The organism is Hymenobacter polaris (assembly GCF_012927305.1).
Taxonomy (GTDB): domain Bacteria; phylum Bacteroidota; class Bacteroidia; order Cytophagales; family Hymenobacteraceae; genus Hymenobacter; species Hymenobacter polaris.
In genome coordinates, this window is the sequence record NZ_JABBGH010000002.1 from 1,228,022 (window position 1) to 1,250,879 (window position 22,858).

Here is a 22,858-nt window from a genome sequence, read left to right on the forward strand (position 1 = left end):
TTCGGGGATGAAGAAAATATAGCCGGGACTTTGACGACGGCAGCCCGGTCAGCACCGAGCCGCGCCACCGCTACGCACAGCCCGGCACCTATACCGTGCGCCTGAGCGGCCGCAACGCCGCCGACTGCTCCCTAGGGGCTACCGCGGTGGTGCAGGTAGGCAATATACTGATGACCAGCGTATTAACGCCTAACTGCGACGGCTACAACGACACCTTCCGCCTGTGGGGCGTGCCTGCCAACGGCCCGCCTGGAGGTGTACAGCCGCTGAGGCAACCGCATGTACGCCGCCGAGCGCTACGCCCACGACTGAGACGGCGGCACGCTGCCCGCGGGCATTTACTACTACTTGGTGCGCGTGCCCGACTACCTCACCGTCATTAAGGGCTGGGTGGAACTGGTGCGCTGGCCGAACCCTAGGGTAGCTAATAACCTAAACAGGCGGTCATGCTTCAGCAAGCTCAGCATGACCGCCTGTTTAGGTTAGTCGGCATACTTGGATGAGTAGTAAGACTAATTAAATTAGTCAATTACAAATTGCTATTTTTACTGGTAATTTAGGCAGGGGCCTAGGGGCTAGGTATTTAGGCACGGCTTGGGTTCGGTTCGCACTTTTGCGGCGGGCCTAGGGTTATAGTCGCTTGGTGCCGCGCCGTATCTTTACCCTATGTCCTCCGTTGCCACTGCCCCTGCCGATTCGCTCACCACTGCCCGCCAGGCGCTGAAGCGCTTTTACGGCTACGATAACTTCCGCCCCATGCAGGGCGACATTATCCAGAGCATCCTGGGTGGGCACGATACCATCGTGCTCATGCCTACCGGCGGCGGTAAGAGCGTGTGCTTTCAGATTCCGGCCGTGGTGAGCCAGGGCGTGTGCGTGGTGGTGTCGCCGCTTATTGCCCTGATGAAAGACCAGGTAGAGGCCTTGAAAGCCAACGGTATTCCGGCCGCCTACCTCAACAGCAGCGTGACGCAGACCGAAAGCCAGGATGTGGGCCGCGCCGCCCTCAGCGGCCACCTCAAGCTGCTCTACGTGAGCCCCGAAAAGCTGGTGGGCGAGGGCTTTTTGCAGTTCCTGAAGCGGGTCAATATAAGTCTCTTCGCCATCGACGAGGCGCACTGCATTTCGAGCTGGGGCCACGACTTCCGGCCCGAGTACACGCAGCTGGGCACGCTGCGCCAGCACTTCCCCAGCACGCCCATCATCGCCCTCACGGCCACGGCCGACCGGCTGACGCAGCGCGACATCCGCACCCAGCTCAACCTGCACGACCCTAGGGTCTTTTTGTCGAGCTTCGACCGGCCCAACATCAACCTGCTGGTGCGGCCGGGTCAGGACCGCCTCAACGGCATCCTGGACTTTATCGGCCGGCGGCCTACCGAGGCGGGCATCATCTACTGCCTCTCGCGCAAAACTTGCGAAACCGTGGCCCAAAAGCTCCAGCAGAAGGGTATCAAGGCCGGGCACTATCACGCCGGCATGACGCCCAACCAGCGCGGCAGCGTGCAGGAGAAGTTTTTGCAGGACGACTTGCAGGTCATCGTGGCCACCATCGCCTTCGGCATGGGCATCGATAAGAGCAACGTGCGCTGGGTGATTCACTACAACCTGCCCAAAAACATCGAGGGCTACTACCAGGAAATTGGCCGCGCCGGCCGCGACGGGGCGCCCGCCACGGCGCTGCTCTTCTACAGCTTCGCCGACGTGATGCAGATGCGCGAGATGGTAACCAAGGACGTGCCCCCGCGCCAGGCCCAGCTCAACCAAGCCAAGCTCGAGCGCATGCAGCAGTTTGCCGAGGCCGCCAGCTGCCGCCGCCGCATCCTGCTGCACTACTTCTCCGAGGACCTGGGCCACGACTGCGGCAACTGCGACATCTGCCGCAACCCGCCCACCACCTTCGACGGCATCCTGCTGGCCCAGAAGGCGCTGAGTGCCAGCGTGCGCACCCAGCAGCGCGTGAGCATCAACCTGCTCATCGACATCCTGCGCGGGATGCGCAACCAGGCGGTGCTCAGCCACGGCTACGACCAGATAAAAACCTACGGCGCCGGCCAGGACCTGCCCTACCTCGACTGGTACAGCTACGTGCACCAGATGCTCAACGACGGCCTGTTTTACATCGCCTACGAAGAAGGCTATTCGCTGAAAATTACCGAGCGCGGCCAGCAGGTGCTCAAGGGCCAGCTGCCGGTGATGCTCAAGAAGTTCCAGCCCACCGAGAAGGCCGAGAAGCAAACCCGCGCCACCAAAAAAGCCGCGGCCGAAGCGGCCGCCGCCACCGGCTCGCCCGAGGCCCGCTTGTTTGAGCGCCTGCGCCAGCTGCGCAAAACCATTGCCGACGAGCAGGGCATGCCGCCCTACGTGGTATTCTCGGACGCCACCTTGCAGGAGATGGCCCGCGAGCAGCCCACCAGCCGGGTGGCCATGCTGGCCGTGTCGGGCGTGGGCATGAAGAAGTTTGAAACCTACGGCGAGGCCTTCATCAAGGCCATTATCCAGCACGGCCCCCCTAGGCCCGTGCCCGCCCTGGACGATACGCCCGCCGTGCCGCCCTTCACCGACGACGAGCCCCTAGGGCCACCCGCTCCGCGCGCCACCGCACCCAAAGCCCCCGCTAGCGAGCGCGACGTGAACGGCACCGAGGAAACGACCTTTCAGCTGCACCGCCAGGGCCTAAGCCCCGAGCAGATTGCCGAGCAGCGGGGCCTGACCGTGAGCACCATCAAGAGCCACCTCGAGCGCGGCTACGCCAAGGGCCTCGACCTGCGCCTCCAGGACTTTCTGAGCGACTCGGACCTGGCCGAAATCGCCGCCGCCCGCGCCCAGCTCGGCGGCGCCCCCGGCCTGCGCGACCTCTTCGACCACCTGCGCGAGAAATACGACTACTTCCAGCTGCGCCTGGCCGGGGTGAAGGCGCAGCGGCAGGGACGGTAAGCATCATCACTTGCGAAGCCAACGAGAACCGTAGAGCTTAACAAATTCTTTGGCTTCGTACATAGTGGTTGGCATTGCGACAAAACCTACTCCGTCGACTGAAACGTGGTTATAATCAAACCCATTTTGGCTTAAGAATCGAACTACATCCCATTGTTTAATCGCATTGCGGCGAGGAGGCCGAAACCGGTGCCACAATTCAGTAGCTGGCAAACCACACTCAGGGCAATTAGTTGAGTGTTGTCGCTCAAAGTCCATTCCTAGGCTAAAGGCCTTGCGGCACCCGAAGCATACTATCTTGTAACCCATAACTTTTTTTATGATTTCTAGCCGCATCACTGGCAGCCACGAAGTTATGCTCGGTAAACCCGTCGTGCGCAGTACGCGCCTGACGGTGGAATTGCTACTGCGTAAGATGTCGGAAGGCGCCATGGCAGCCGACTTGCTGCGCATGTACCCGCAGCTAGAAATGGCCGACGTTGAGGCCGTAGCTGCCAAACGCTGATAGTACTCCACCGTCCCTACGCCGCGCCAGCCCCCGATTCCTGCGCGCCGGGCTTGTTAGGCTTCATTAGGAAAACCAGGGGCATGACGCACAGGCACACGATGCTTAGCACCCAGAAAGCGTCGTCGTAGGCAATGGTGGTGGCTTGCTGCTGCACGCTGCGCAGCACCACGGCCTGCGCGTGCTGCATGGCATCGACCGCGCTGCCAGCGCCGTTGAAGACGGTGCTGCCGATTTGCTGGAGGCTGCTGGTGTAGTCGGCGTTGGTGCCCACCAGGCCGTCGATGAGGCGGCTTTGGTGGAACTGGCTGCGCCGGGCCACGATGGTTTCGATGGCCGCGATGCCGAAGCCGCCCCCCACGGTTTGGGCCAGGTTGATGAAGGTGGCGGCCTGGTTGGTTTTGGCCTTGGGCAGCCCCACGTAGGCTGCCACGTTGATGGGCACGAACAGGAAGCCCAGCCCTAGGGCCTGAAACAGCCGCGCCTCGGCCACGGAGCGGAAATCGACCAGCGTGCTCAGCGTGTGGGCGTAGTTGAAAAACGCCAGCGAGCTGATGCCCATGCCGAGCATGATAAGCCAGCGGGCCTGCACTTTGCCCGTGAGCCAGCCCACGATAGGGAGCAGCGCAATCAGCATCAGGCCGCCCGGGGTGATGACCAGCCCGGCATCGACGGGCCGGTAGCCCAGCAGTGTTTGCAGAAACTGCGGCAGCTGCGTGCTGCTGCCGTAGAGCAGCACTCCCACCACGAACATGATGAGGATGGCTGAGGCAAAGGTGCGGCTGCGAAACAAGCTCAAATCCAGAATTGGGTTTTTGGCCCGCGTTTCCCAGATGAGGCCCGCCACCAGCAGCACGCCCGAGGCCACGGCCAGCCCCGTTATCAGCCCCGAGCCGAACCAGTCGTTGCGCTCGCCCCGGCTTAGCACGAATTGCAGCGAGCTGAGCCCTAGGGCTAATAAGCCCAGGCCCAGCACGTCCACGCGCAGGCCCTTGGCCCAGGCGGCGGCCTTGGCCTTTACCAGCTCGGGCGGGTCGCGTACAAGCACCGTGGTCATGAAGGCGGCGAAGAAGGCCACCGGCACGTTCACGAAGAACACCCAGTGCCAGCTGTAGGTATCGACCAGCCAGCCGCAGAGCAGCGGCCCGATGGTGGGCGCCACCACGGTAGCCACCCCAAACAGCGCAAACGCCTGCCCCCGCTGCGAATCGGGAAAGGAGTCCTTCAAAATGGCCTGCGCCATCGTCGGAATGACGCCCCCGCATAGCCCCTGGCACACCCTGAAAACCAGCAGCATGGTGAGCGACGACGAGAGCCCGCACAGCAGCGACGAGATGCCATACAGCACCAGCGCCCCCGCAAACAGCCGCGTGCGCCCGATGGCCGTGGCAAGGAAGCCCGCTAGCGGCAGCATCACGGCCTCGGCCAGCAGCAGCGAGGTAATCACCCACGTCACATCATCCTGCGAGGCCCCCAGGCTGCCCCCGATGTGCTGCAAGGCCACCGACACGCTGGAATTGTCGAGCACGTCCATAAACGTGCCGAGGGCCACGGTCACGGCAATCAGCCATTTCAGGCTGCCGGCCCCCTTGTCGGCGGCCGCAGGCTTCGCTGACGCTGACCTTTGATTGGCGCGGGCTTTGGTTGCAGACATAAATAGCTAATAGTAAAATAACTAGATAATAAAAACGTCATTCCGAGCCTGCGAGGAATCTCGCTCACGCCGCCCACCAGTCGTTCAACGGCGCGAGCGAGATTCCTCACAGGCTCGGAATGACGTTTGGGAGAAATGGCCGCCAAGGGCCCTAGGGCTGCTGGCGCGGCGCGGGCGGAGCCACATGCAGCTGGGTGCGGGCCAGGCCTAGGGCCTCCTGGTAGTGCCGCACGAAGTCGTGCAGAATCTCTTCCTGCGTGATGCTGTCGAGCGCCCGGCCCTCGCGCCAGGTGCTGAGCACCTCGATGGTTTTGGTGCGCGCCGGCTCTTTATCGTCCTTCTTGTCGTCGCCTTCGCCGTCGTCATCTTTTGCCTCGTCGCCTTTGTCGTCTTCATCCCCTGCGGATTTTTCGGGCTGGCCCTGCTCCTTTTGTATGGCCTCGGCCAGCTTGTTTTCCTCAAACCAGCAGTGGATGTAGGGCGTCACAGCTTCAATGCGCACCTCGGCCACCACGGCGTACTGAAACTCCACCTCGCTAGTTAGCTTGTTGACAATCAAGTACACGCGCTCGGGCTCCTGCCCTGCCTCGGCGGTTCTGCCATGCTTGCCTAGGGCCTGGGCCGCCGCTTGCAGGGCCGGCAGGGCGGTGTTTTTGTAGAAGTCCGTCTGGCGGCCCAGGTTATCGGTAAAGGCCTGGTCTTCTTTTTCAATCGTGCCAAATACGTTGTCGAGTTCGGCTTGCCAATTGCCGGGGGGCGGGGTGGGGGCGTTATCCATGTGGGGGAGGCTACTGTGTTATTTCAGGTGGTCATGCTGAGCGAAGTTGAAGCATCTCTACCGCGTCGTTGAACGACAGTCGGACGACGCGGCAGAGATGCTTCGACTTCGCTCAGCATGACGTTTTTTTATCCGGATTCTGCTTGCTACTTCACCGGGCCCACCGTGCGGCGGGCGGGGCGGTCGGTTACCTGGGGCAGGGCTTCGCGGTGGGCCCGCTCGATGTCCTGTTGAGTAGGTGCCACGGTAATATCCACTTCGGGCACCACCGACATGCCGGGCGCGAGCAGCGATAAATCGGGCTGGCCATCGAACACAATCTTCACCGGAATGCGCTGCACCACCTTCACGTAATTGCCGGTGGCATTTTCGGCGGGCAGCAGGCTGAAGCGGGCGCCGGTGCCCCGCTGGAAGCTCTCGACCCGGCCCCGAAACTGCTTGCCGGGGTAGGCATCCACGGCGAGCAGCGCCGGCTGGCCCACGCGCATGTTGGTCAGCTGGGTTTCCTTGAAGTTGGCCGTTACCCACAGTTGGCCGTAGGCGATGAGCAGCAATTGCTGGCCCACGGCCACTGTTTGGCCTTCGTCCACGGCCTTGCTGGTGATGCGGCCGGGCTCGGAGGCGTAGACCTTGGTGTAGGAAAGCTGCAACGCCGCCTGGTCGGCGGCAGCTTGGGCCTCGCCAATCTGCGCCTCCGTTACGCTGATTTGCTCGGTGGCCTGGCGGTAGTCGTTCTGGGCCTGGGTGACCACGGCGGCGGCCTGCCGGGCCTGGGCCAGCGCCGTTTGGGTGCGGCGGTGGGCGGCGTCGGCCTGGGCGGTGGCGCTGCGGGCGGTGGTGGCGGCCTGGTCGTAGCGCTGGCGCGATACGGCATCGGTTTTATACAATTCGGCGTAGCGCTGCTCGTCGCGCACGGCGTTGGCGGCCTGGGCATCGGTGGCGGTGGCCTCGGCCTGGGTTTGAGCCAGCGTAGCTTCGGCGGCGGCCAGCTGGGCCTGCTGCTGGGCAATGACGCTGCGCCGGGCCTCGGCGGCCTTGCGCGAGGTATTGCGCTGGGCCTCGGCGCTCACCACCGCGGCTTGGGCCTGGGCCAGCCGGGCCCGGTAGTCGCGTGGGTCCAGCTCCAGCAGCAGCTGGCCGGCTTTCACCTGCTGGTTATCGCGCACGTACACCTTTAGCACTTGCCCCGCCGCCCTAGGGCTGACGCGCACCGCGTGGCCCTCCACGAAGGCGTCGTCGGTGGTTTCGTGGTGGTTGGAGTAGATGAGCTTGCTGATGCCCCACCACGCCACCAGCAGCAGGACCAGCCCAGCCACGATGAAAAACCAGCCTTGGCGGTAGAAGGGCTTATGGGTGGTGTCGGCCGGGTCGTCTTTGGCCTGCGGCACGGTGCGCCGGCCCGCGCCCGGCCGCTGGTCGGGCGCGTCGGAGGGGTCGGCTACGCGCCGCCGGGCGGGGTCGTGCGTGGCGGCGGGGGAGGAGGTAGTGGGCATAGCAGGTTGCTTCGGGCTTCTTGAAAACGACTAGCCGGCGAACTCACAGCGTGAACTGCTGGGCGGCGCCCGTGGCCGCCGCGTAGTTGAGGCGGGCGCCGCCGTACTGCGCCAGCGCCTGCACGCGCAGGGCGCGGGCATTGGCCAGGCCGGCCTGAGCTTGCAGCACCTCCAGGTTGTCGGCTACGCCGGCCCGGAAGCGTTGGGTGGCCAGGGCCAGCTCGCGGCCGGCCAGGTCCAGCTGCTCGTCGGCCGAGCGCACTTGCTCCAGGGCCAGGTTCCAGGCCAGCAGGGCGTTGCGCACATCCTGCTCTACCTGGCCGCGGGTGTTGCCCAGCTCCAGCTCGGCCTGGCGCTCCTGGCTGCGAGCCTGGTTTTCGCGCCCCCGGATGTAGCCCCCGTCGAAAACGGGCACGCTCAGCGTGACGCCGTAGGTACGGGTGGCGTGCTCGTTTTGCCAGGGCGTGCTGGCCGAAGCCCCGTAGTCGGCCGCCGCCGCAATAACCGGAATGCGCGCCGCCGCCCGCGAGCGGCGGTCGAGGGCGCGTTGGGCGATGGTTTGCTCGGCCAGGCGGGCTTCCACGCGGGCGCTTTGGGCGGCGGGCAGGGCCTCGGCCACGGTGGGCACCAACTCGGGGCGCAGCCCTAGGGTATCTACCAGCTGGGTAGCGCTGCCTTGGGGCAGGCCAATGGCGCGCTCCAAGTCGAGCCGGTCTTGGGCGAAGGCGGCTTCGGCCTGCACCACGCGCAGGCGCTGCTGGCTGGCGCGGGTGGCGGCCCGCACCACGTCGATGCCGTTGGCCACGCCCGCGTCGCGCTGCTGCTGGGCCAGGCGGCGCAGGGCCTCGGCCAGGGCCAGGTCGGCGCGGGCGGCGCGCACGTCGAGGCTGCCGCGCTGGGCGTTGAGGTAGGCCAGGGCCACGAAGGTGGCTACCTGCTCGCGGGCCAGCAGCGTGCCCAATTCGGCCACCTGCACGGCCGCGGTGCTGCTCTTGAGCTGGCGCAGGCTGGCAATGTCGAGCAGCGCCTGCGAGAAGTACAGACGGGCATCAAACGTATTAAATGGCCCCACAAACGACGGAATGCCGGGCGTGGCGGCCCCCCCGCCCCCGGTGCCGCCACCCATGCCGCCAGTACCGCCGTTACCCATGCTGCTCTGGTCGCTGCCCGACGTGAGGCCTAAGGCGGCCAGGTTGAGGGTGCGGTTTTGCTGGTAGGCCATGCCTGAGAGGTTGGGCAGGATGAACGAGCGTACCTGCTGGCGCAGGGCCCGCGCCTGGTTGGCGCGCTCGGCGGCCAGCAGCGTGGTCAGGTTGTTGTCGATGCCGAGCTTAATGGCTTCGGGTAGGCTGAGAGTGGCCGGGGCCTGAGCCACGGTGCGGGCCGCGCCGGTGGGCGTGGGCACATTGCCGCCGTACTGCACGCGGCCGCCCACCGGCGCCTGCGGGGTGCTGCTGCCGCTGGGCTCGCCTACGGTGCCCTGGCCGCCGGGGGCCGGGGCGCTGCCGCCCGCCGTCTCGCCGGCTTGGCCCGGCTGGCTGCCGGGGCCCACCAGCGGCTGGGGCTGGCTTACCCGGCCGGGCTGGCCGCCACCCGGCTGCTGTTGCAGCTGCTGCTGGCTGGCATCTTGCTGCATTTGCTGGCGGCGCTGCTGCAACTGCTGCATCTGCGGCTGGCCCACGGGCGGCCCGCCGATGCCCGCCTGGCTGCCGCTGGCGGCGGGCTGGGGCCGGGTGGCCGGCGTGGCGCCGGGCGCCGCGCCTTGGGCATAGGCGGCACCGGTGGCCAGCAACACGCCCAGCCCTGCGCAAACCGCCCGGCAAGTGGTAGAAGGTAGCGTATACGTTTTTCGCATAAAAAGCCCGGCGCATTGCCAGTGCAGGTACTTAAACGCGGATTTGGCGCAGGAGGTAAGGGTGTTGTAATGAGTTCATTAAGTGTTCATGTTGTAGTGGCGCCTAGAATACTTAAAGAGGCGTTGGGAGCCCCTGCGGCCTTAGGGGTCGCTCGCGCTCATAAAGCCAAGCAAGCCACTAAAAAAATCGACTAACTGCCCAGCTTCAATTTCGCCAGCAGTGCCAACGGCAGTAAGAAAATATTTTGCCGTCCGCGTTTAGCTTAACTACTCCCGGCTACTAGCCCCGCACCCACAAAAACAGCCGCCCCAAACGGAGCGGCTGCTTTGGTAACTACGGTACCCCTAGGGGTTACAGTCCCGGAATTACGTTTAGCAAGCTCTTACCCTTGGTGGCAATGGCCTCGCGGAACTGGTCTTTTACTACGTTCTTGATAATTTCGCTGGTGTCGCGCTCGCCGCGGGCCAGGGCTTTCACAAACTCCACGGCCTGGGCGGTGCTCACCTTGCCGGGCATGGCGGGCTCGTTCTTGTCCACGTAGCAGTCTACTACCACCGGGCCATCGTGGGCCAGCGCCTGCCGGATGGTGGCGGCTGCCTCGTTGGGCTCGCGAATAGTGAAGCCGGCTGCCCCGCACGCCTCGGCGTACTTAGCAAAGTCGATGTTTTCGAGGTCTACCCCAAATTCGGGGTTGCCTTCCATCACAATCTGCTCCCACTTAATCTGCCCTAGGGCCTGGTTGTTGAAGATGAACACTTTAATGGGCAGCTTGTAGCGCACGGCGGTAGCCAGCTCGCCCATTAGCATCGTGAAGCCGCCGTCGCCGACCAGGGCCACCACCTGCCGGCCGGGGTGCGCCACCGAGGCCGCGATGGCGTAGGGCAGGCCGGCCGCCATCGTGGCCAGCAAGCCCGAGGTCGAGAACAGCGTGTTTGCCTGGGTTTGGATGTAGCGGGCGGCCCAGGTGGTGTTATTGCCGCAGTCGCAGGTCACAATGGCGTCGGAATTGAGTAGCGGGCTCAGAATATGGGGAATTACCTGCGGCTTCATGGGTACAGCCTGCTGGGTGCCGCGCTCGGCCAGCACCTCGCGCCAGGCCTTCATGTTGCTTTGGGCTTCTTCTAAGAAGTCGCGGTCGGTTTTGTGCTCCAGCAGCGGCAGCAGGCCTTGCAGCACGGTTTTGCAGTCGCCCAGCAGGCCCACTTCCACCGGCGTGCGCAGGCCGATATGGGTGGCATCGAGGTCAATCTGCACGGTGCGAGCCTGGCCGGGCTTGGGGTAAAACTGTAGGTAGGGAAAGTACGAGCCGATGATGAGCAGCGTGTCGCAGCCTTCCATGGCGTCTTGCGAAGGGGCGGTGCCCAGCAGCCCCAGGCCGCCGGTGGTGTAGGGCGAGTCGTCGGGCAGCACGCTCTTGCCCAGCAGGGCCTTGGCCACGGGCGCGCCCAGTTTCTCGGCCAGCTGCTCCAGCTCGGCGCGGGCCCCTAGGGCGCCCCGGCCGGCCAGGATGGCCACTTTCTTGCCGGCGTTGAGCACGTCGGCCGCCTTTTGCAGCTGGCTCTGGGTGGGGGCCACCTCGTAGCTCACGGTCACGGGCTTGGTGTGGCCCTCAATGTTTTGCGAGGAAATCTCGTCGTCGCTAGTGGTCCAGTCCTGAAAGTCCTTGGGGAAGGAGAGGTGGGCTACCGTGCGCTGCCCTAGGGCCGTGCGAATGGCCTGGTCCACAATAGTTTCGACGTGGTCAGGGCCCATCACGCGCTCGTTGCAGGCGGCCACGTCTTCGTAGAGCTTCACCAGGTCCACGTCCTGCTGCCAGTAGGTGCCGCTCAGGTCGTGCGCCGCGCTGCCCGTAATGGCCAGCACCGGCTGCCCGTCGTACTTGGCGTCGTAGAGGCCGTTGAGCAAATGGATGCCGCCCGGCCCGCCCGTAGCTAGGCACACGCCCAGCTTGCCCGTAAATTTGGCGTAGCCGCAAGCCATAAAGGCGGCCGACTCTTCGTGGCGCACCAGCACCAGTCTGATTTTCTCCTTGTGGGTGCGCAGGGCTTCGTAAATGCCATTTATCCCATCGCCGGGCAGGCTGAAGATGGTATCGACGCCCCAATCCAGTAATCGTTCGACCAACAGGTCGGCTCCGGTTTTAGCCATAACGGGTAAGGTTGAAAAGAGTAAGCAACTTTCCGGGGCTTTACGTAGCCGGGTGCTGGCCCGTTCGAGTGAGCCCGCCCGGCAGCGGCCGTAGCGGAGTCAATGCGCTATTTGGCCGGCGCGGCCCTAGGGGGCAGTAGACATTGCTTTTCGGCTAAAGGCGCTAGATTAGGTAACTAATTTTTTACGGACCCAACAAAATTTCCCCAACCGCGTTGGCAAGTCTAATGGAATTAGTAACTTGCGCCCTGTGTTGCCGAAATAGTTGCGTCGTCAGCCCGTCGCGTTGGGCCGGTTCCTCCCCCTAGCCTCCCTATCCCCATGATTAATACCAACCTCAAGTTCTGGCGCCGCGAGCTGGGCCTGACGCAAGCTCAACTGGCTGATAAGCTAAGTATTAAACGCTCGCTGGTGGGCGCTTACGAAGAAGGCCGCGCCGAGCCGCGCCTGGCTACGCTGGTCAACATGGCCCGCCTCTTCAACATCCCGCTGGACTCGCTGGCCACTACTGACTTTACCAAGCGCAAGAACGCCAAAACCGCCGCCGCCCTGCGCGAAGCTGGCCCGCTGGTAGAGCCCGAAGAAAAACCCATGCGCGTGCTGGCCTTCACCGTGGGCCCCGACCAGAAGGAGAACATCGAGCTGGTGCCCCTGAAAGCCGCCGCCGGCTACCTCAACGGCTACGCCGACCGTGAGTTCATCGAGGAGCTGCCGCGCTTCCGCCTGCCCATGCTGCCCGGCAACGGCACCTACCGCGCCTTTGAGATTGCGGGCGACTCGATGCTGCCCCTGGTAAGCGGCACCACTATCGTGGGCCGCTACGTGGACGAATGGAACACCATCAAGGATGGCACGCCCTGCATCGTGGTAAGCCAAAAGGAGGGCATCGTGTTCAAGCGCATCTTCAACAAGCTCAAGCAGAACCACTTGTTTGCGCTACATTCCGACAATCCCACGTACTCGCCCTACGACATCAAGGCCGAGGATGTGCTCGAAATCTGGGAGGCTAAGAGCTACATCAGCAGCACTTTCCCCATCGGCGGCGTATCACTAGAGCAGCTGGCCAGCATGGTGCTCGACCTCACGCAGCAGGTGAAGAAGCTGCAAATGGTGCGCGTGTAAATCATATAACAGTTGTCATTTGCCAAGAAGGCCAGTCGTTTTGCAAACGACTGGCCTTTCTTAATGGGTGCTAGGTACACTGCCTACAAATTGTCATCTGCGGTAGTCTCAACTTCGACCTGTAGGATAGCACCTAACATGGCTGCGCTACGAACGGCTTGCGGCTGCCCAACGTAGGCCGCTACAATACCAACAGGCGAGCCAGGGACGCGCAGCAATACTTGCCAGTTGTCCTCAACTGCTACAAGGCCGACACGCACAGAGCCATTATCCTCCAGCGGTAGTGAGTGCTTGTGTGGGCGGTGCCGGATAACAACGGATGTGATAATTGGCAGTGGGTTCCACTTGCCAAAGCGTAATCCAACCACCCACAAGCAACTGCGGAAGCGTTTGCGGCTACTATCCAACTCGAAGCGATAATGCTGAGTAGTGGTAGCTACGAGCAGCAATACACTGAATGGCGCAACTACAAGCGCTGCCATTTCAAGTGATAGCTCGGTTAGGGTATAAACCAGCAATGTTAAAATAAACAAGCTTGTGGCCGCCGCCACGAAACCTCGATACCAATGCTCCGCCAAAAACGGCCGGCTCAATACCCCATCATAGTGGGTAGCTGAACCGGCCATTTTGAGGTGGAAAGCCATCTACTGCAGCTGCATCTCTTCGATAATCTGCTTGATTTTGGCTTCGGCCTTTTTGTGCGTGGGCTCGTAATCGGCGATGGAAGCTAGGGGCTCCTTCACGCTGAAGTAGAACTTGATTTTGGGCTCGGTACCGCTGGGGCGGGCCGACACCTTGTCGCCAGCCGCCGTGAGAAACTGCAGCACGTTAGAGCTTTCGACGCCGGTGGGTGTTTCGGTGCCGGTTTGCAGATTATGCAGCTTCCCGGTCTGGTAGTCGCGGATTTCCACCACTGGCGAGCCGGCCAGCGATTTGGGCGGGTTCTGGCGCAGGTTTTTCATCATCTCCTGGATTTCCTCGGCGCCGCGCTGGCCCTTCTTAGTCAGCGAGATAAGGTCTTCTACGTAGAGGCCAAACTGGGTGTACATCCGCTGCATCTCCTCGTAGAGCGTGCGACCCTGAGCCTTGGCCACGGCGGCCATCTCGGCTACCAGCGCGCAGGCCGATACGGCGTCCTTGTCGCGCACGAAGTCGCCAATCAGGAAGCCGTAGCTTTCCTCGCCGCCGCAGATGTACTGCTGCTGGCCCATCAGCTCGCGGATAAGGCCCGCGATGTACTTGAAGCCCGTAAGCGTGCGGTAATAGGTCACGCCGTAGTGGTGCGCGATGTCGCCCAGAATCTCGCTGGTCACTATCGTGTACACTATGAAGTCGTGGGGCTGGTGCTTGCCGGTGCGGGCGCGGGCCGACAGGATGTAGTGCGTGAGCAGGGCGGCGGTTTGGTTGCCGTTGAGCAGTACCCATTCGCCCTGGTCGTTTTTCACGCCTACCCCCACGCGGTCGGCGTCGGGGTCGGTGGCCAGCACCAGGTCGGCGTTTTGGGCCTTGGCCTGGTCGAGGGCCAGCTGCATGGCCGATTTCTCCTCGGGGTTGGGCGACTGCACGGTGGGGAAGTTGCCGTCGGGCGTGGCCTGGGCCTGCACCAAGCTCACATTGGTGAAGCCGAACTCGGCCAGCGCTGGCGGCACTAGCTTCACGCCCGAGCCGTGCAGCGGCGTGTACACGATGCCCAGGTCGTGCTGGGCCCGCACGGCGGCCGGGTCAATGCTAAGCTTCTTGACCTCAGCTAAGTAAGCGTCATCTACCTCTTTGCCAATGATATGAATGAGGTTGGGGTTGCCCTCAAACTTCACTTCCGACACGTCGGTAATCTTGTTGACCTCCGTGATGATGTTCGTGTCGTGGGGCGACACCACCTGCGCACCGTCGTTCCAGTACACCTTAAAGCCATTGTACTCCTTGGGGTTGTGCGAGGCCGTGATGACGCAGCCGCTCTGGCAGCCCAGGTGCCGAATGGCAAACGACAGCTCGGGCGTGGGCCGCAGGTCGTCAAACAGATAGGCCGTGATGCCGTTGGCCGAGAAGATATTCGCTACCAGCTCGGCAAACTTGCGCGAGTTGTTGCGCGAGTCGTGGGCAATGGCGGCGCTGATGGGCTCATTCGGGAAGCTCTGCTTGAGGTAGTTGCTCAGGCCCTGGGCGGCCATGCCCAGCGTATAGCGGTTCATACGGTTCGAGCCCGCGCCCATCAGCCCGCGCAGGCCGCCAGTGCCAAACTCCAGGCTGCGGTAGAAGGCGTCGTTGAGGGCGTCGTCCTGGTGCGAATCGACGAGCTGCTTAATTTCGGCCTGAGTATCAGCATCGTAGGCGGGCGTGAGCCAGGTGTCGATGCGCTGCTGAACGGCGGGGGAGAGGGCCATTGACTGGGAATAGTTAGGGGGTGGTGCGGGCAAAAATAACGGTCTTGCCTAGTGTTTTTGGTAGAACGGCCAACCCGCGAGTTGGTTGGGCTAGCTTAACGCGCCGCTTGGCCCCTAGGGGGCGCACCGCGCCGCAGTGGCTCGCGCCGGCCCTAGGGCACCACCAGCTTCTGGGTGTGCGCGCGGCCGCCCAGCTCCAGGCGCAGCACGTACACGCCGGGCTCCAGGCCGGCCAAATCCACGTCCTGCTGCTGGGTGCCGGCGGCCAGGGTTTCGGTAAGCACCTCCTGGCCCTGCAGGCTGAGCACGCGGATAGTGGCCGCCCCTGTTGCGCCGTTGGCGCGCGCCAGGTGCAGGCGCTGCCGGGCCGGGTTGGGCGTAGCTACAATGCCCACGTCGGCGCTGGCGGCGGGGATGGTGGCTAGGGCGGTGGCGCCCGGCAGCCAGCGGCCCACCCCTAGGGCATATAGCTGAGCCGGCACCGTCAGTAGCGCGTTGCTCACCCGCTCGTTGCTGATAAACACCCGGTTGCGCGGTCCAAACGCCAGGCCTTCTACCTGCCCCACCGCTATTACGCTCGGCAACTCGATGCGCCGCTTGTTGGCCCCCAGGTAGCGCGTGCCGCCGAATCCCGAAAGCAGCCACACAAACGCCGCGCCGCTACGCGTGTCGTAGCCCAGCAGGCTGGCCACGGTGCCGGCCGGGTTGATGTCGGCTGCCGTGATGAGCCCGTTCACATCGAAGGTGGCCTTGAGGTGGGCCACGTAGGTGCCCGGCGCGGCCGGCACGGTGTAGTAGCGGGTCTTGAAATCAACCCAATCCTTGGTGAACAGGTGCAGCGAGTCGTGGGCGAAGAAAAAGGCCTCGCAGTCGAAGTTGTGCTGGTTGAGGCGGCTGGTAAAGTCCGTCTGGTCGGGGTAGCTGAAATTGATGGCTTCGGCGGTGGCCGTGGTGGCGGTGGCGCCCAGGTCGGCGCGCGCCACCCGCAGCACGCGCAAGTCGCGCCGATTGCCGAAGTTGTTGCCAAAGTCGCCCACGTACAGGTAGTTGGCGTCGGCCGCCAGGTCTTCCCAGTCGGTATTGGCGGCGTTGCTCAGGCGCACGCGCTGCAGGGTTTGCCCGCTGGTGGTGTCGAGGCGAAACAGCACCGGGTCGTTGCCGCTGTCGTTGTGGCTCCAGAGCTGGCCGCCCAGCAGTTGCAGGCCTGAGCTTTCACTAAGCTCCATATTTAGCTGAGCCCTAGGGGGCAGGGGCGTGGCCGTGGCCGCGTACTGGCACGAGCCGTCGTTGGTGGTGGCGCCGGGGTTGTAGTTGGTGGCCTGCGGGTCGGGGCAATTTTGGGCCAGGGCCAGGCCGGGTCCCAGGGCCAGCAGCGGCAGCAGCCAGCGTAGTTTTTTCCAGAAAGAAAGCATGGCGCAGACGCCCTGAGGCGCGGTAGGTAGCGCCCGCAAGATACGCCTAGGGGTGCGCCAGCGCGTGAAGGAGAAAAACGGCTAAGAACGAGAATAATAAAAAGGCGCTAGCGGCCAATCCGCTATTTTCTGGCAGCCGGCAGCTCCTCGTGCAGTGCCACGCCATAGCGCTGGGCAAACTGGCGCAGCTGCTGGTTGAAAAGCGCCCGCCGCCGCGTGCCCCGGATTTCGCGCAGATTCAGCACGTGAAAATCACCGTCCTTCAGGCGCAGGCGCAGCTGGCGCGGCAGCAACTCCAGCAGCTCGATGTTTTCGACCGGAAACACCTGCTTGGCCCGAAATAAGCCTGCCTTGCGCACCAGGTAGCCGGGCGCAAACTCGAGGTAGCTTTGGGTGCCGAACACCGGCGCATTGTGCACCAGAATAAACCCCAGGTAGCCCGCGCAGGCCAGCAAGAAGATGTAGTGCAGCGGCACGTAATTATGCTGCTGCGGGTTGCCCAGCAGCATCAGTAGGGCGTAGGCGATGGCAAAGAGCGCCAGCGACACCTGCACGCCAAACGAGAGGCGCGAGGAGTTGGCGGGGCGCAGGCGAATGCGGGTAGTACCAGTGGGCATGGGGCAAAAGTAGGTAGAAGTTAAAAAGCACGTCATGCCGAGCTAGCATCCGCTAGCTCGGCATGACGTGCTTTTTAATACCCTAGATACTACGCCAGTTTGGCTTCCAGCGTCATTTCGCCGATGGCCCCTAGGGCCTTCGATACTGGGCAGTTGGCCTTGGCAAACTCGGCGTGCTTCTGAAAGTCTTCGGGCGTGATGTTGCCGCCCGTTACTTTGCCTTCCACGCTCACCGCAATCTTGGTGATGACGGGCGGCTGCTGGCTGGGGTCGAGCGTCACGGTCGAGGTGGTGTGCAGGTCCTCCACGGTGTGGCCGTGCTGCGAGAGCACGATGGCCAGAAACATGGTGTAGCAACCGGCGTGGGCGGCGCCAATCAGCTCCTCAGGGTTGGTGCCTTTCTGGCCCTCAAAGCGCGAGCCTACCGAGTAAGGGGCCTCTACCACGCCGCTTTTGGTGCTGATGCTGCCGTGGCCTTTCGCGTCGCCCGTCCACTGAGCTTTGCCGAACTGGTTAATCATAAAGAAGATAAGAAAAGAGAGAGAAAAAGGAAGACTGCTAGCCCGTGGGTGGGTTAGCAGCTTCCATACGTCCAACTAGTAGCCTAAGATTTTGTTGAAGAAAATGGCGCAAAAAATTAAACAAGCTGCTGGCGCTACCGGCGCAGTACTGCGCATGTGCGCTCCCGGTCAGACTTTTGCTTCCTCACCGACCCTAGCCCCCTCATGGGACTGAAAGCCCTGCTGAGCCGCCCGCTGGCGGCCTACACCGTGCACCGCTACCGCCAGTGGCAGCGCCAGCCTGCCGCCACCCAGGCGCGGCTGCTGCGCCAGCTGGCGCGCGCGGCGGCGGGCACGGCGTTTGGCCGCGCCCACGACCTGGGCGGCGTGCGCACGCCCGCCGACCTGGCGGCCCGCGTGCCCGTGCGCGACTACGAGGGCCTGCGGCCGTGGTTTGAGCAGGTAAAGGCCGGGCAGCCCGACGTGCTGTGGCCCGGCCGCCCGCTGTATTTGGCCAAAACCAGCGGCACCACCAGCGGCGCCAAGTACATTCCCATTACCCGCGCCAGCATCGGCAACCACATCGGGGGTGCCCGCGACGCGCTGCTGCACTACGTGGCCGCCACCGGCCGGGCCCGCTTTCTCGATGGCAAGCTGATTTTTCTGTCGGGCTCGCCCGAGCTGGAGCGCGTGGGCGGCATCCCCACGGGCCGGCTCTCGGGCATCGTCAACCACCACGTGCCCAGCTACCTGCGCGGCAACCAGCTGCCCAGCTACGCCACTAATTGTATAGAAGACTGGGAAGCCAAGCTCGATGCCATCGTGCGCGAAACCCTGGGGCAGCCCTTGTCGCTCATTTCCGGCATTCCGCCCTGGGTGCAGATGTATTTCGACCGCCTGATGGCCCGCACCGGGCGGCCGGTGGGTGAGCTGTTTCCCGAGTTCGACCTCTTCGTGTCGGGCGGCGTGGCCATGGCGCCCTACCTGGGCCGCCTGCGTGAAAGCATTGGCCGGCCGGTGGCCAGCATCGAGCTGTTTCCGGCGTCCGAGGGCTTCCTGGCCTTCCAGGACCAGCCCGGCAACCCCGGCCTGCTGCTGCGGCTGGCTAGCGGCATTTTCTTCGAATTCGTGCCCGCCGAGCGGTTTTTCGAGCCCCGGCCGCCCCGCCTTACCATTGGCGAGGTCGAGCTGGGCCGCCAGTACGCCGTGGTGCTCACCTCCAACGCCGGCCTCTGGGCCTACTCGCTCGGCGACACGGTGCGCTTCGTGGATTTGCACCCGCACCGGGTGGTGGTGACGGGCCGCCTCACGCACTTCCTCTCGGCCTTCGGCGAGCACGTGATTGGCGAGGAGGTAGAGGCCGCCCTGCGCGAGGCCGGGCGCCAGTACCCCGAAGCTGAGGTAACGGAGTTCACGGTGGCCCCCTTGGTAAGCGCCGACCCTAGGGAGCCCTCGCGCCACCAGTGGCTGGTGGAGTTTGCCCAGCCGCCCCGCGACGCGCCCGCCTTCGCCGCCACCCTCGACGCCGCCCTGCGCCAGCGCAACGCCTACTACGACGACCTGCGCCAAGGCCACATCCTGGCGCCGCTGCAACTTACGGCGCTGCCCCTAGGGGCCTTCCAGCGCTACATGAAGAGCATCGGCAAGCTTGGCGGGCAGAACAAGGTGCCTAGGCTGGGGAACGATAGGGCAGTGGCGGAAGGGCTGCTGCAAGCTTAACGTGGTGGCCGCTGCCCCCACTAGTGGCCGTGCTGCTTTTGTACCTTTAGATTATGGCGCCCATCACCGACATCTCGCAGCTTGACCCTAATCAGACCTATACCTACGCCGACTACCTGAGCTGGCGCTTCACCGAGTACGTGGAGCTTATCAAAGGCAAGCTGCTGCGCAAGGTATCGGCCCCGACTTCGGAGCACCAGCAGATAGCCACCAACTTTACAGTGGAGATAGGCCGTTTTTTGAAAGGAAAAGTGTGCCGCATCTATACCGCGCCCTTCGACGTGCGCTTGCTGCGCAGCACGGGCAATGGCGACGCCCAGATTAAAACCGTGGTGCAGCCCGATATCAGCGTAGTATGCGACCTCAGCAAGATTGACCGGCGCGGCTGCCTGGGGGCGCCTGATTGGATTATTGAGATTGTATCGCCTAGCTCACTGGTGCTCGACACGCGCACCAAATTTGACCTGTACGCCGAAAATGGCGTGCGCGAATATTGGATAGCCTACCCCGGTGAGCAGGTGGTGACGGCCTATGTGCTGGATGCCCACGGCCAGTACGAGCTAACCGGCGCCTACTCCGAGCCGGGGCCCATGCCCGCGGCCTGCCTGCCGGGGCTGGCCGTGGAATGGGTTGATATTTTTGAAGAAGCGAGGTAGCCCGCTGGGCAAGCGTAAGCTGCCCGCAGCAGCCTAGGGCCCCAAACTTGCGTAAGGGGGAGCTTATGGTTAATAAGCTGCTCTTTTACTCGTTGCTGCTGCTGGGCGCGGGTCTGGTGCTATACCTCAGCTGGCAGTCGCACCCCAAGATGGCAACTGACTGGTTTATACCTGCTTGGGTAGCCAGTTGGGCCGATAAGCAACAAAACGACACCCTACGCACGGCTGTGCCCTTCGTGGCGCTGGGCTGGCTGCTGGGCGGCTGGCTGGCTTTCAAAAACAGCCCCTGGCGGCAGTGGCTCCTGGCCTGGGCGGGGCTGGTGGCCCTGGTGAGCACGGCCGAAGTGGGCCAACTATTTCGCGCCGACCGCTCCTTCGACCTCAAGGATATTGGCTGGGGTGCGGCCGGGGCCTTGCTGGGCCTGGGCACGGTAGCGGCCCTGTGGGGGCTGCGCCAGGCCGTGAAGCTGGCCCGCCGCCGGCCCTAGGGCTGACCCTGCTGCTACCTAGTTGGTAGCAGTAATCGTTTGCGGGCCGTAGCAACTCCAGCAAATGTCGTCGGCCGTTTGGGCCGGGCCAGGAGCCAGCGGGAAAGTAGCCGCCGAGTAGCGGGCGGCTTGCTTGGCATCCGTCAAATCATAAAGTTGGGCGTATACTACGGGGTAGCCCACCCCTTCGTCGGGGTAGCGCCAGCGAACCGCCAAGCGCTGCCCGCGCCGCCCAATGGCATCGAGGTAGCTTGTGAGTGCCCGGTCGTCGGCGGGGGCTGCGTGCGTCATCAGCAGCCACATCCGCCGGCCACGTAGCGCATCTACTTCCTTTAAATACTGGCGCTCGGCGCCCGGCTGGCGGCGGTAGCAGTGCCCCAGTAGGTAGCTACCCGGGCTTAGGCCGTATTGCGGCCCATACCAGCGCAAATATTGGCCCGCGCCATAGTAGGCATACACGGCGTCAGTAGGGCGGCGCACTTGCGCCAGCTTGGCGTAGAGCGTTTTGGCATCCTCCGTGGCGTAGGGCGGCAAGTTGTGGCGCGTGGTGCTGTAAAGCACGGGTAGCGTGCATATACCCAGCGCCCCCCAGCCTAGAGTTCGGTTGCGCTGCCAGGCCCACTGCACACCCGCCTGAAAAGCTACAAAGACGAACAGAATGAGGCTAGGCACTAAAAAATCCATTAGCCGCATCCGCAGCGGAAATTGTTGCGCTGCCGCCGCGGCAATGCTCATGGCCCAGGGGGCCAGCAGTAGCAGCGCCGCTGGGCGCTGCCGCTGCCACAGCACTACCACGCCCACTAGCACCAACACCACCCAAATAGAAGTGGGGTGGAGCCAGCCCAACCCGTTGGCCCAGCGCTCGGCCACGTCGCCCCATAATTTGCTCAAAAAATGAGCATTTACTGGCAACAACCCCTCACGCCAGAAGTAGTGCATAAACGCCCGGTCAACGGGCTGTAGCGCTGCCTGAGCCAGGGCCAGGCTAGCCCCGCAGCCCACGGTCCATGCCCCCACCACGGCCGCCGTAGCGGGCAGCCGCGGCCGCCCGGCATCTAGGGCAGCTAGCAGTAACAGCGCCGCGCCGCAGCCGGCAAAAACCATCAGCGATGACTGCGAGTAGAACGGCAGCACTAGTCCTCCTAGGCCCGCCAACACCCAAAACCGCGACGGTGGCGCGGGCTCGTCGCGCAGGCGCAGAGCCTGCCACAGCACCAGCAAGCCAATAGCCGTGTCGCTAGCGTACTGTTTGACCTGGGTTCCATAGTACACGAAGGTGAAGCCAACGGCCAGCGTGAGCAGCGCCAGCGGCACCAGTGGGGGGGCCAACACACGCTGCGCTACCAGCCAAAATAAGGCCAGCGCCGCCAGCGATGCCAGCAGCGCCGGCAGGCGTAGCGCTTGCTCGGAGCGGCCTAGCCAAGTTAAACAGGCTTTCTCGGCCAGCAGAAACAGCGGCGGTGCCACCTGCGCCTCGGCTAGCGGCTGGCCCACCAGCTGGCCAGCTGAGCGCGTTACTAGGTTGTGCACCACCGCCAGCTCGTCCATAAATAACGTGGTGCCCAGCTGCCACTGCCACACGCGCAGCGCCGCGCCCACCAGTAAAGCGCCTAGCGCCAGCCACCACCAGCCCGACCAACGCGTAGTAGTAAGAGGGAATTTTTGGTCCTTCATGGCTAGAAAGTACCCTAAGCCTTCAGCAGGCCATACTTAATGATGCAATAAATGGCGCGGAAGCCGTCGCGCCAGCCAATTTTCTTGCCCTCGGCGTAGGTGCGCCCGTAATAGCTGATGCCTACCTCGTAGAGTTTGAGGTCGGGTACCCGCGCTACCTTGGCCGTCACTTCGGGCTCGAAGCCAAAGCGCTTTTCCTGCAGCGAAAGGCCTTGAATAATGTCGCGCCGAAACAGCTTGTAGCAGGTTTCCATGTCTGTCAGGTTTAAGTCGGTAAACATGTTGGACAGAAACGTGAGCATAGCGTTACCGATGCTGTGCCAGAAAAATAAGATGCGGTGCGGGTTGCCGCCCATGAAGCGCGAACCGAATACCACGTTGGCAAAGCCCTTGAGCACAGGCTTCAGCAGCAGGTTATATTCTTCGGGGTCGTATTCTAGGTCAGCGTCCTGCACAATCACGTAATCACCGGTGGCCTCGCGAATGCCTGTGTGCAGCGCCGCGCCCTTGCCCTGGTTCACGGCGTGCTCTAGTAGCCGCAGCCCCATAGTGGGGTGCTGAGCTGCGTAAGCCCGGATAGTAGCTGCCGAGGCGTCGGTCGAGCAATCGTTGACCAGAATTATCTCTTTCTTAATGCCATTGACTAGTTCCAGTTCCCGCAATAAATCCAAAATCTGGTGGATAGTGCGGGCTTCGTTGTAAACCGGAATAACGATGGAGAGCGTGTCGAGCTTTACCAAAATAGCGGTAGTTAGTAGGTACTAATTGCGTCAGAGTTTACATAATAAATTGGTTTCCTACCAACTATGGCTCATGGCAATGTCCCCAGCTAACTTGCTGTTGCACGTGTTTAAACTTGACGTTATTTTAAAGATTATATTCTAAAAATTAATAGATTAACATCATAAAACACGGCAA

General features: G+C 63.1%; 18 protein-coding genes and 1 pseudogene. 7 read left to right on the forward strand and 12 right to left on the reverse strand.

What is annotated here, in order from left to right; genetic code table 11:
• Window positions 1–26: 26 nt before the first annotated feature.
• From HHL22_RS24495 to HHL22_RS15365, 3 genes and pseudogenes are all read left to right on the forward strand, one after another.
• Window positions 27–383 (forward strand): annotated as a pseudogene (locus tag HHL22_RS24495) (PKD domain-containing protein); the annotation flags it as partial.
• A gap of 283 nt (window positions 384–666) precedes the next feature.
• Window positions 667–2,937, forward strand: a complete 2,271-nt coding sequence (gene recQ, locus HHL22_RS15360; protein WP_169532219.1) for a DNA helicase RecQ — start codon at window positions 667–669, stop codon at window positions 2,935–2,937.
• Window positions 2,938–3,256: 319 nt separating this feature from the next.
• Window positions 3,257–3,442 (forward strand): DUF433 domain-containing protein, encoded by a 186-nt coding sequence (locus HHL22_RS15365; protein WP_169532220.1) that lies wholly within the window; start codon window positions 3,257–3,259, stop codon window positions 3,440–3,442.
• A 16-nt stretch (window positions 3,443–3,458) separates the two neighbouring features.
• On the opposite strand, the gene HHL22_RS15370 is transcribed toward HHL22_RS15365, so the two are convergent.
• The 5 genes from HHL22_RS15370 to HHL22_RS15390 form a co-directional block, all read right to left on the reverse strand.
• Window positions 3,459–5,096, reverse strand: coding sequence for a DHA2 family efflux MFS transporter permease subunit (locus HHL22_RS15370; protein WP_169532221.1), 1,638 nt, complete (start codon window positions 5,094–5,096; stop codon window positions 3,459–3,461).
• Between the two features lie 151 nt (window positions 5,097–5,247).
• The gene (locus HHL22_RS15375) at window positions 5,248–5,874 is read right to left on the reverse strand and encodes a hypothetical protein (RefSeq protein WP_169532222.1); all 627 of its coding nucleotides are present in this window, start codon (window positions 5,872–5,874) and stop codon (window positions 5,248–5,250) included.
• A 146-nt stretch (window positions 5,875–6,020) separates the two neighbouring features.
• Entirely contained in the window at window positions 6,021–7,367 is a 1,347-nt protein-coding gene (locus tag HHL22_RS15380; protein WP_169532223.1) for an HlyD family secretion protein, read from the reverse strand.
• Window positions 7,368–7,410: 43 nt separating this feature from the next.
• Window positions 7,411–9,162, reverse strand: coding sequence for a TolC family protein (locus HHL22_RS15385; protein ID WP_169532224.1), 1,752 nt, complete (start codon window positions 9,160–9,162; stop codon window positions 7,411–7,413).
• Between the two features lie 412 nt (window positions 9,163–9,574).
• Entirely contained in the window at window positions 9,575–11,371 is a 1,797-nt protein-coding gene (locus tag HHL22_RS15390) for a thiamine pyrophosphate-dependent enzyme (RefSeq protein WP_169532225.1), read from the reverse strand.
• A 321-nt stretch (window positions 11,372–11,692) separates the two neighbouring features.
• Between HHL22_RS15390 and HHL22_RS15395 the strand changes: the two genes are divergently transcribed.
• On the forward strand, window positions 11,693–12,493 hold the full coding sequence (locus tag HHL22_RS15395; protein ID WP_195809294.1) for an XRE family transcriptional regulator: 801 nt from the start codon (window positions 11,693–11,695) through the stop codon (window positions 12,491–12,493).
• Between the two features lie 83 nt (window positions 12,494–12,576).
• Here HHL22_RS15395 and HHL22_RS15400 read toward each other — a convergent pair whose 3' ends face one another.
• The 5 genes from HHL22_RS15400 to HHL22_RS15420 all read right to left on the reverse strand — a co-directional run bounded on the left by HHL22_RS15400 (window position 12,577) and on the right by HHL22_RS15420 (window position 17,424).
• Entirely contained in the window at window positions 12,577–13,137 is a 561-nt protein-coding gene (locus HHL22_RS15400) for a hypothetical protein (RefSeq protein ID WP_169532226.1), read from the reverse strand.
• Entirely contained in the window at window positions 13,138–14,874 is a 1,737-nt protein-coding gene (locus HHL22_RS15405; RefSeq protein WP_169532227.1) for a phospho-sugar mutase, read from the reverse strand.
• A 152-nt stretch (window positions 14,875–15,026) separates the two neighbouring features.
• Window positions 15,027–16,286, reverse strand: coding sequence for a T9SS type A sorting domain-containing protein (locus HHL22_RS15410; protein WP_169532228.1), 1,260 nt, complete (start codon window positions 16,284–16,286; stop codon window positions 15,027–15,029).
• A 122-nt stretch (window positions 16,287–16,408) separates the two neighbouring features.
• Window positions 16,409–16,903 carry a hypothetical protein gene (locus HHL22_RS15415; RefSeq protein WP_169532229.1) on the reverse strand — a complete coding sequence of 165 codons (495 nt, stop codon included), beginning with the start codon at window positions 16,901–16,903 and terminating at the stop codon, window positions 16,409–16,411.
• An 89-nt stretch (window positions 16,904–16,992) separates the two neighbouring features.
• A complete protein-coding gene (locus tag HHL22_RS15420) occupies window positions 16,993–17,424 on the reverse strand; it encodes an OsmC family peroxiredoxin (protein ID WP_169532230.1) in 432 nt (143 codons plus the stop codon).
• Between the two features lie 204 nt (window positions 17,425–17,628).
• On the opposite strand from HHL22_RS15420, the gene HHL22_RS15425 reads away from it, so the two are divergent.
• From HHL22_RS15425 to HHL22_RS15435, 3 genes are all read left to right on the forward strand, one after another.
• On the forward strand, window positions 17,629–19,122 hold the full coding sequence (locus HHL22_RS15425) for a GH3 auxin-responsive promoter family protein (RefSeq protein ID WP_169532231.1): 1,494 nt from the start codon (window positions 17,629–17,631) through the stop codon (window positions 19,120–19,122).
• Window positions 19,123–19,175: 53 nt separating this feature from the next.
• Window positions 19,176–19,778 carry a Uma2 family endonuclease gene (locus HHL22_RS15430; RefSeq protein ID WP_169532232.1) on the forward strand — a complete coding sequence of 201 codons (603 nt, stop codon included), beginning with the start codon at window positions 19,176–19,178 and terminating at the stop codon, window positions 19,776–19,778.
• 65 nt (window positions 19,779–19,843) lie between these two features.
• Complete coding sequence (locus HHL22_RS15435) at window positions 19,844–20,266, forward strand: VanZ family protein (protein WP_169532233.1); 423 nt, start codon at window positions 19,844–19,846, stop codon at window positions 20,264–20,266.
• An 18-nt stretch (window positions 20,267–20,284) separates the two neighbouring features.
• Here the strand turns inward: HHL22_RS15435 and HHL22_RS15440 are convergent, their stop codons facing one another.
• Both HHL22_RS15440 and HHL22_RS15445 read right to left on the reverse strand, forming a co-directional pair.
• Entirely contained in the window at window positions 20,285–21,940 is a 1,656-nt protein-coding gene (locus HHL22_RS15440; RefSeq protein WP_169532234.1) for a glycosyltransferase family 39 protein, read from the reverse strand.
• Between the two features lie 14 nt (window positions 21,941–21,954).
• Window positions 21,955–22,680, reverse strand: a complete 726-nt coding sequence (locus HHL22_RS15445) for a glycosyltransferase family 2 protein (RefSeq protein ID WP_169532235.1) — start codon at window positions 22,678–22,680, stop codon at window positions 21,955–21,957.
• Between the last annotated feature and the right edge of the window lie 178 nt (window positions 22,681–22,858).

Excerpts from the sequence above, each read along its gene's own strand:
- recQ (WP_169532219.1), top strand. The coding sequence starts at position 667 with ATGTCCTCCGTTGCCACTGCCCCTGCCGATTCGCTCACCACTGCCCGC.
- HHL22_RS15365 (WP_169532220.1), top strand. The coding sequence starts at position 3,257 with ATGATTTCTAGCCGCATCACTGGCAGCCACGAAGTTATGCTCGGTAAA.
- HHL22_RS15370 (WP_169532221.1), bottom strand. The coding sequence starts at position 5,096 with ATGTCTGCAACCAAAGCCCGCGCCAATCAAAGGTCAGCGTCAGCGAAG.
- HHL22_RS15375 (WP_169532222.1), bottom strand. The coding sequence starts at position 5,874 with ATGGATAACGCCCCCACCCCGCCCCCCGGCAATTGGCAAGCCGAACTC.
- HHL22_RS15380 (WP_169532223.1), bottom strand. The coding sequence starts at position 7,367 with ATGCCCACTACCTCCTCCCCCGCCGCCACGCACGACCCCGCCCGGCGG.
- HHL22_RS15390 (WP_169532225.1), bottom strand. The coding sequence starts at position 11,371 with ATGGCTAAAACCGGAGCCGACCTGTTGGTCGAACGATTACTGGATTGG.
- HHL22_RS15395 (WP_195809294.1), top strand. The coding sequence starts at position 11,693 with ATGATTAATACCAACCTCAAGTTCTGGCGCCGCGAGCTGGGCCTGACG.
- HHL22_RS15400 (WP_169532226.1), bottom strand. The coding sequence starts at position 13,137 with ATGGCTTTCCACCTCAAAATGGCCGGTTCAGCTACCCACTATGATGGG.
- HHL22_RS15405 (WP_169532227.1), bottom strand. The coding sequence starts at position 14,874 with ATGGCCCTCTCCCCCGCCGTTCAGCAGCGCATCGACACCTGGCTCACG.
- HHL22_RS15410 (WP_169532228.1), bottom strand. The coding sequence starts at position 16,286 with ATGCTTTCTTTCTGGAAAAAACTACGCTGGCTGCTGCCGCTGCTGGCC.
- HHL22_RS15415 (WP_169532229.1), bottom strand. The coding sequence starts at position 16,903 with ATGCCCACTGGTACTACCCGCATTCGCCTGCGCCCCGCCAACTCCTCG.
- HHL22_RS15420 (WP_169532230.1), bottom strand. The coding sequence starts at position 17,424 with ATGATTAACCAGTTCGGCAAAGCTCAGTGGACGGGCGACGCGAAAGGC.
- HHL22_RS15425 (WP_169532231.1), top strand. The coding sequence starts at position 17,629 with ATGGGACTGAAAGCCCTGCTGAGCCGCCCGCTGGCGGCCTACACCGTG.
- HHL22_RS15430 (WP_169532232.1), top strand. The coding sequence starts at position 19,176 with ATGGCGCCCATCACCGACATCTCGCAGCTTGACCCTAATCAGACCTAT.
- HHL22_RS15435 (WP_169532233.1), top strand. The coding sequence starts at position 19,844 with ATGGTTAATAAGCTGCTCTTTTACTCGTTGCTGCTGCTGGGCGCGGGT.
- HHL22_RS15440 (WP_169532234.1), bottom strand. The coding sequence starts at position 21,940 with ATGAAGGACCAAAAATTCCCTCTTACTACTACGCGTTGGTCGGGCTGG.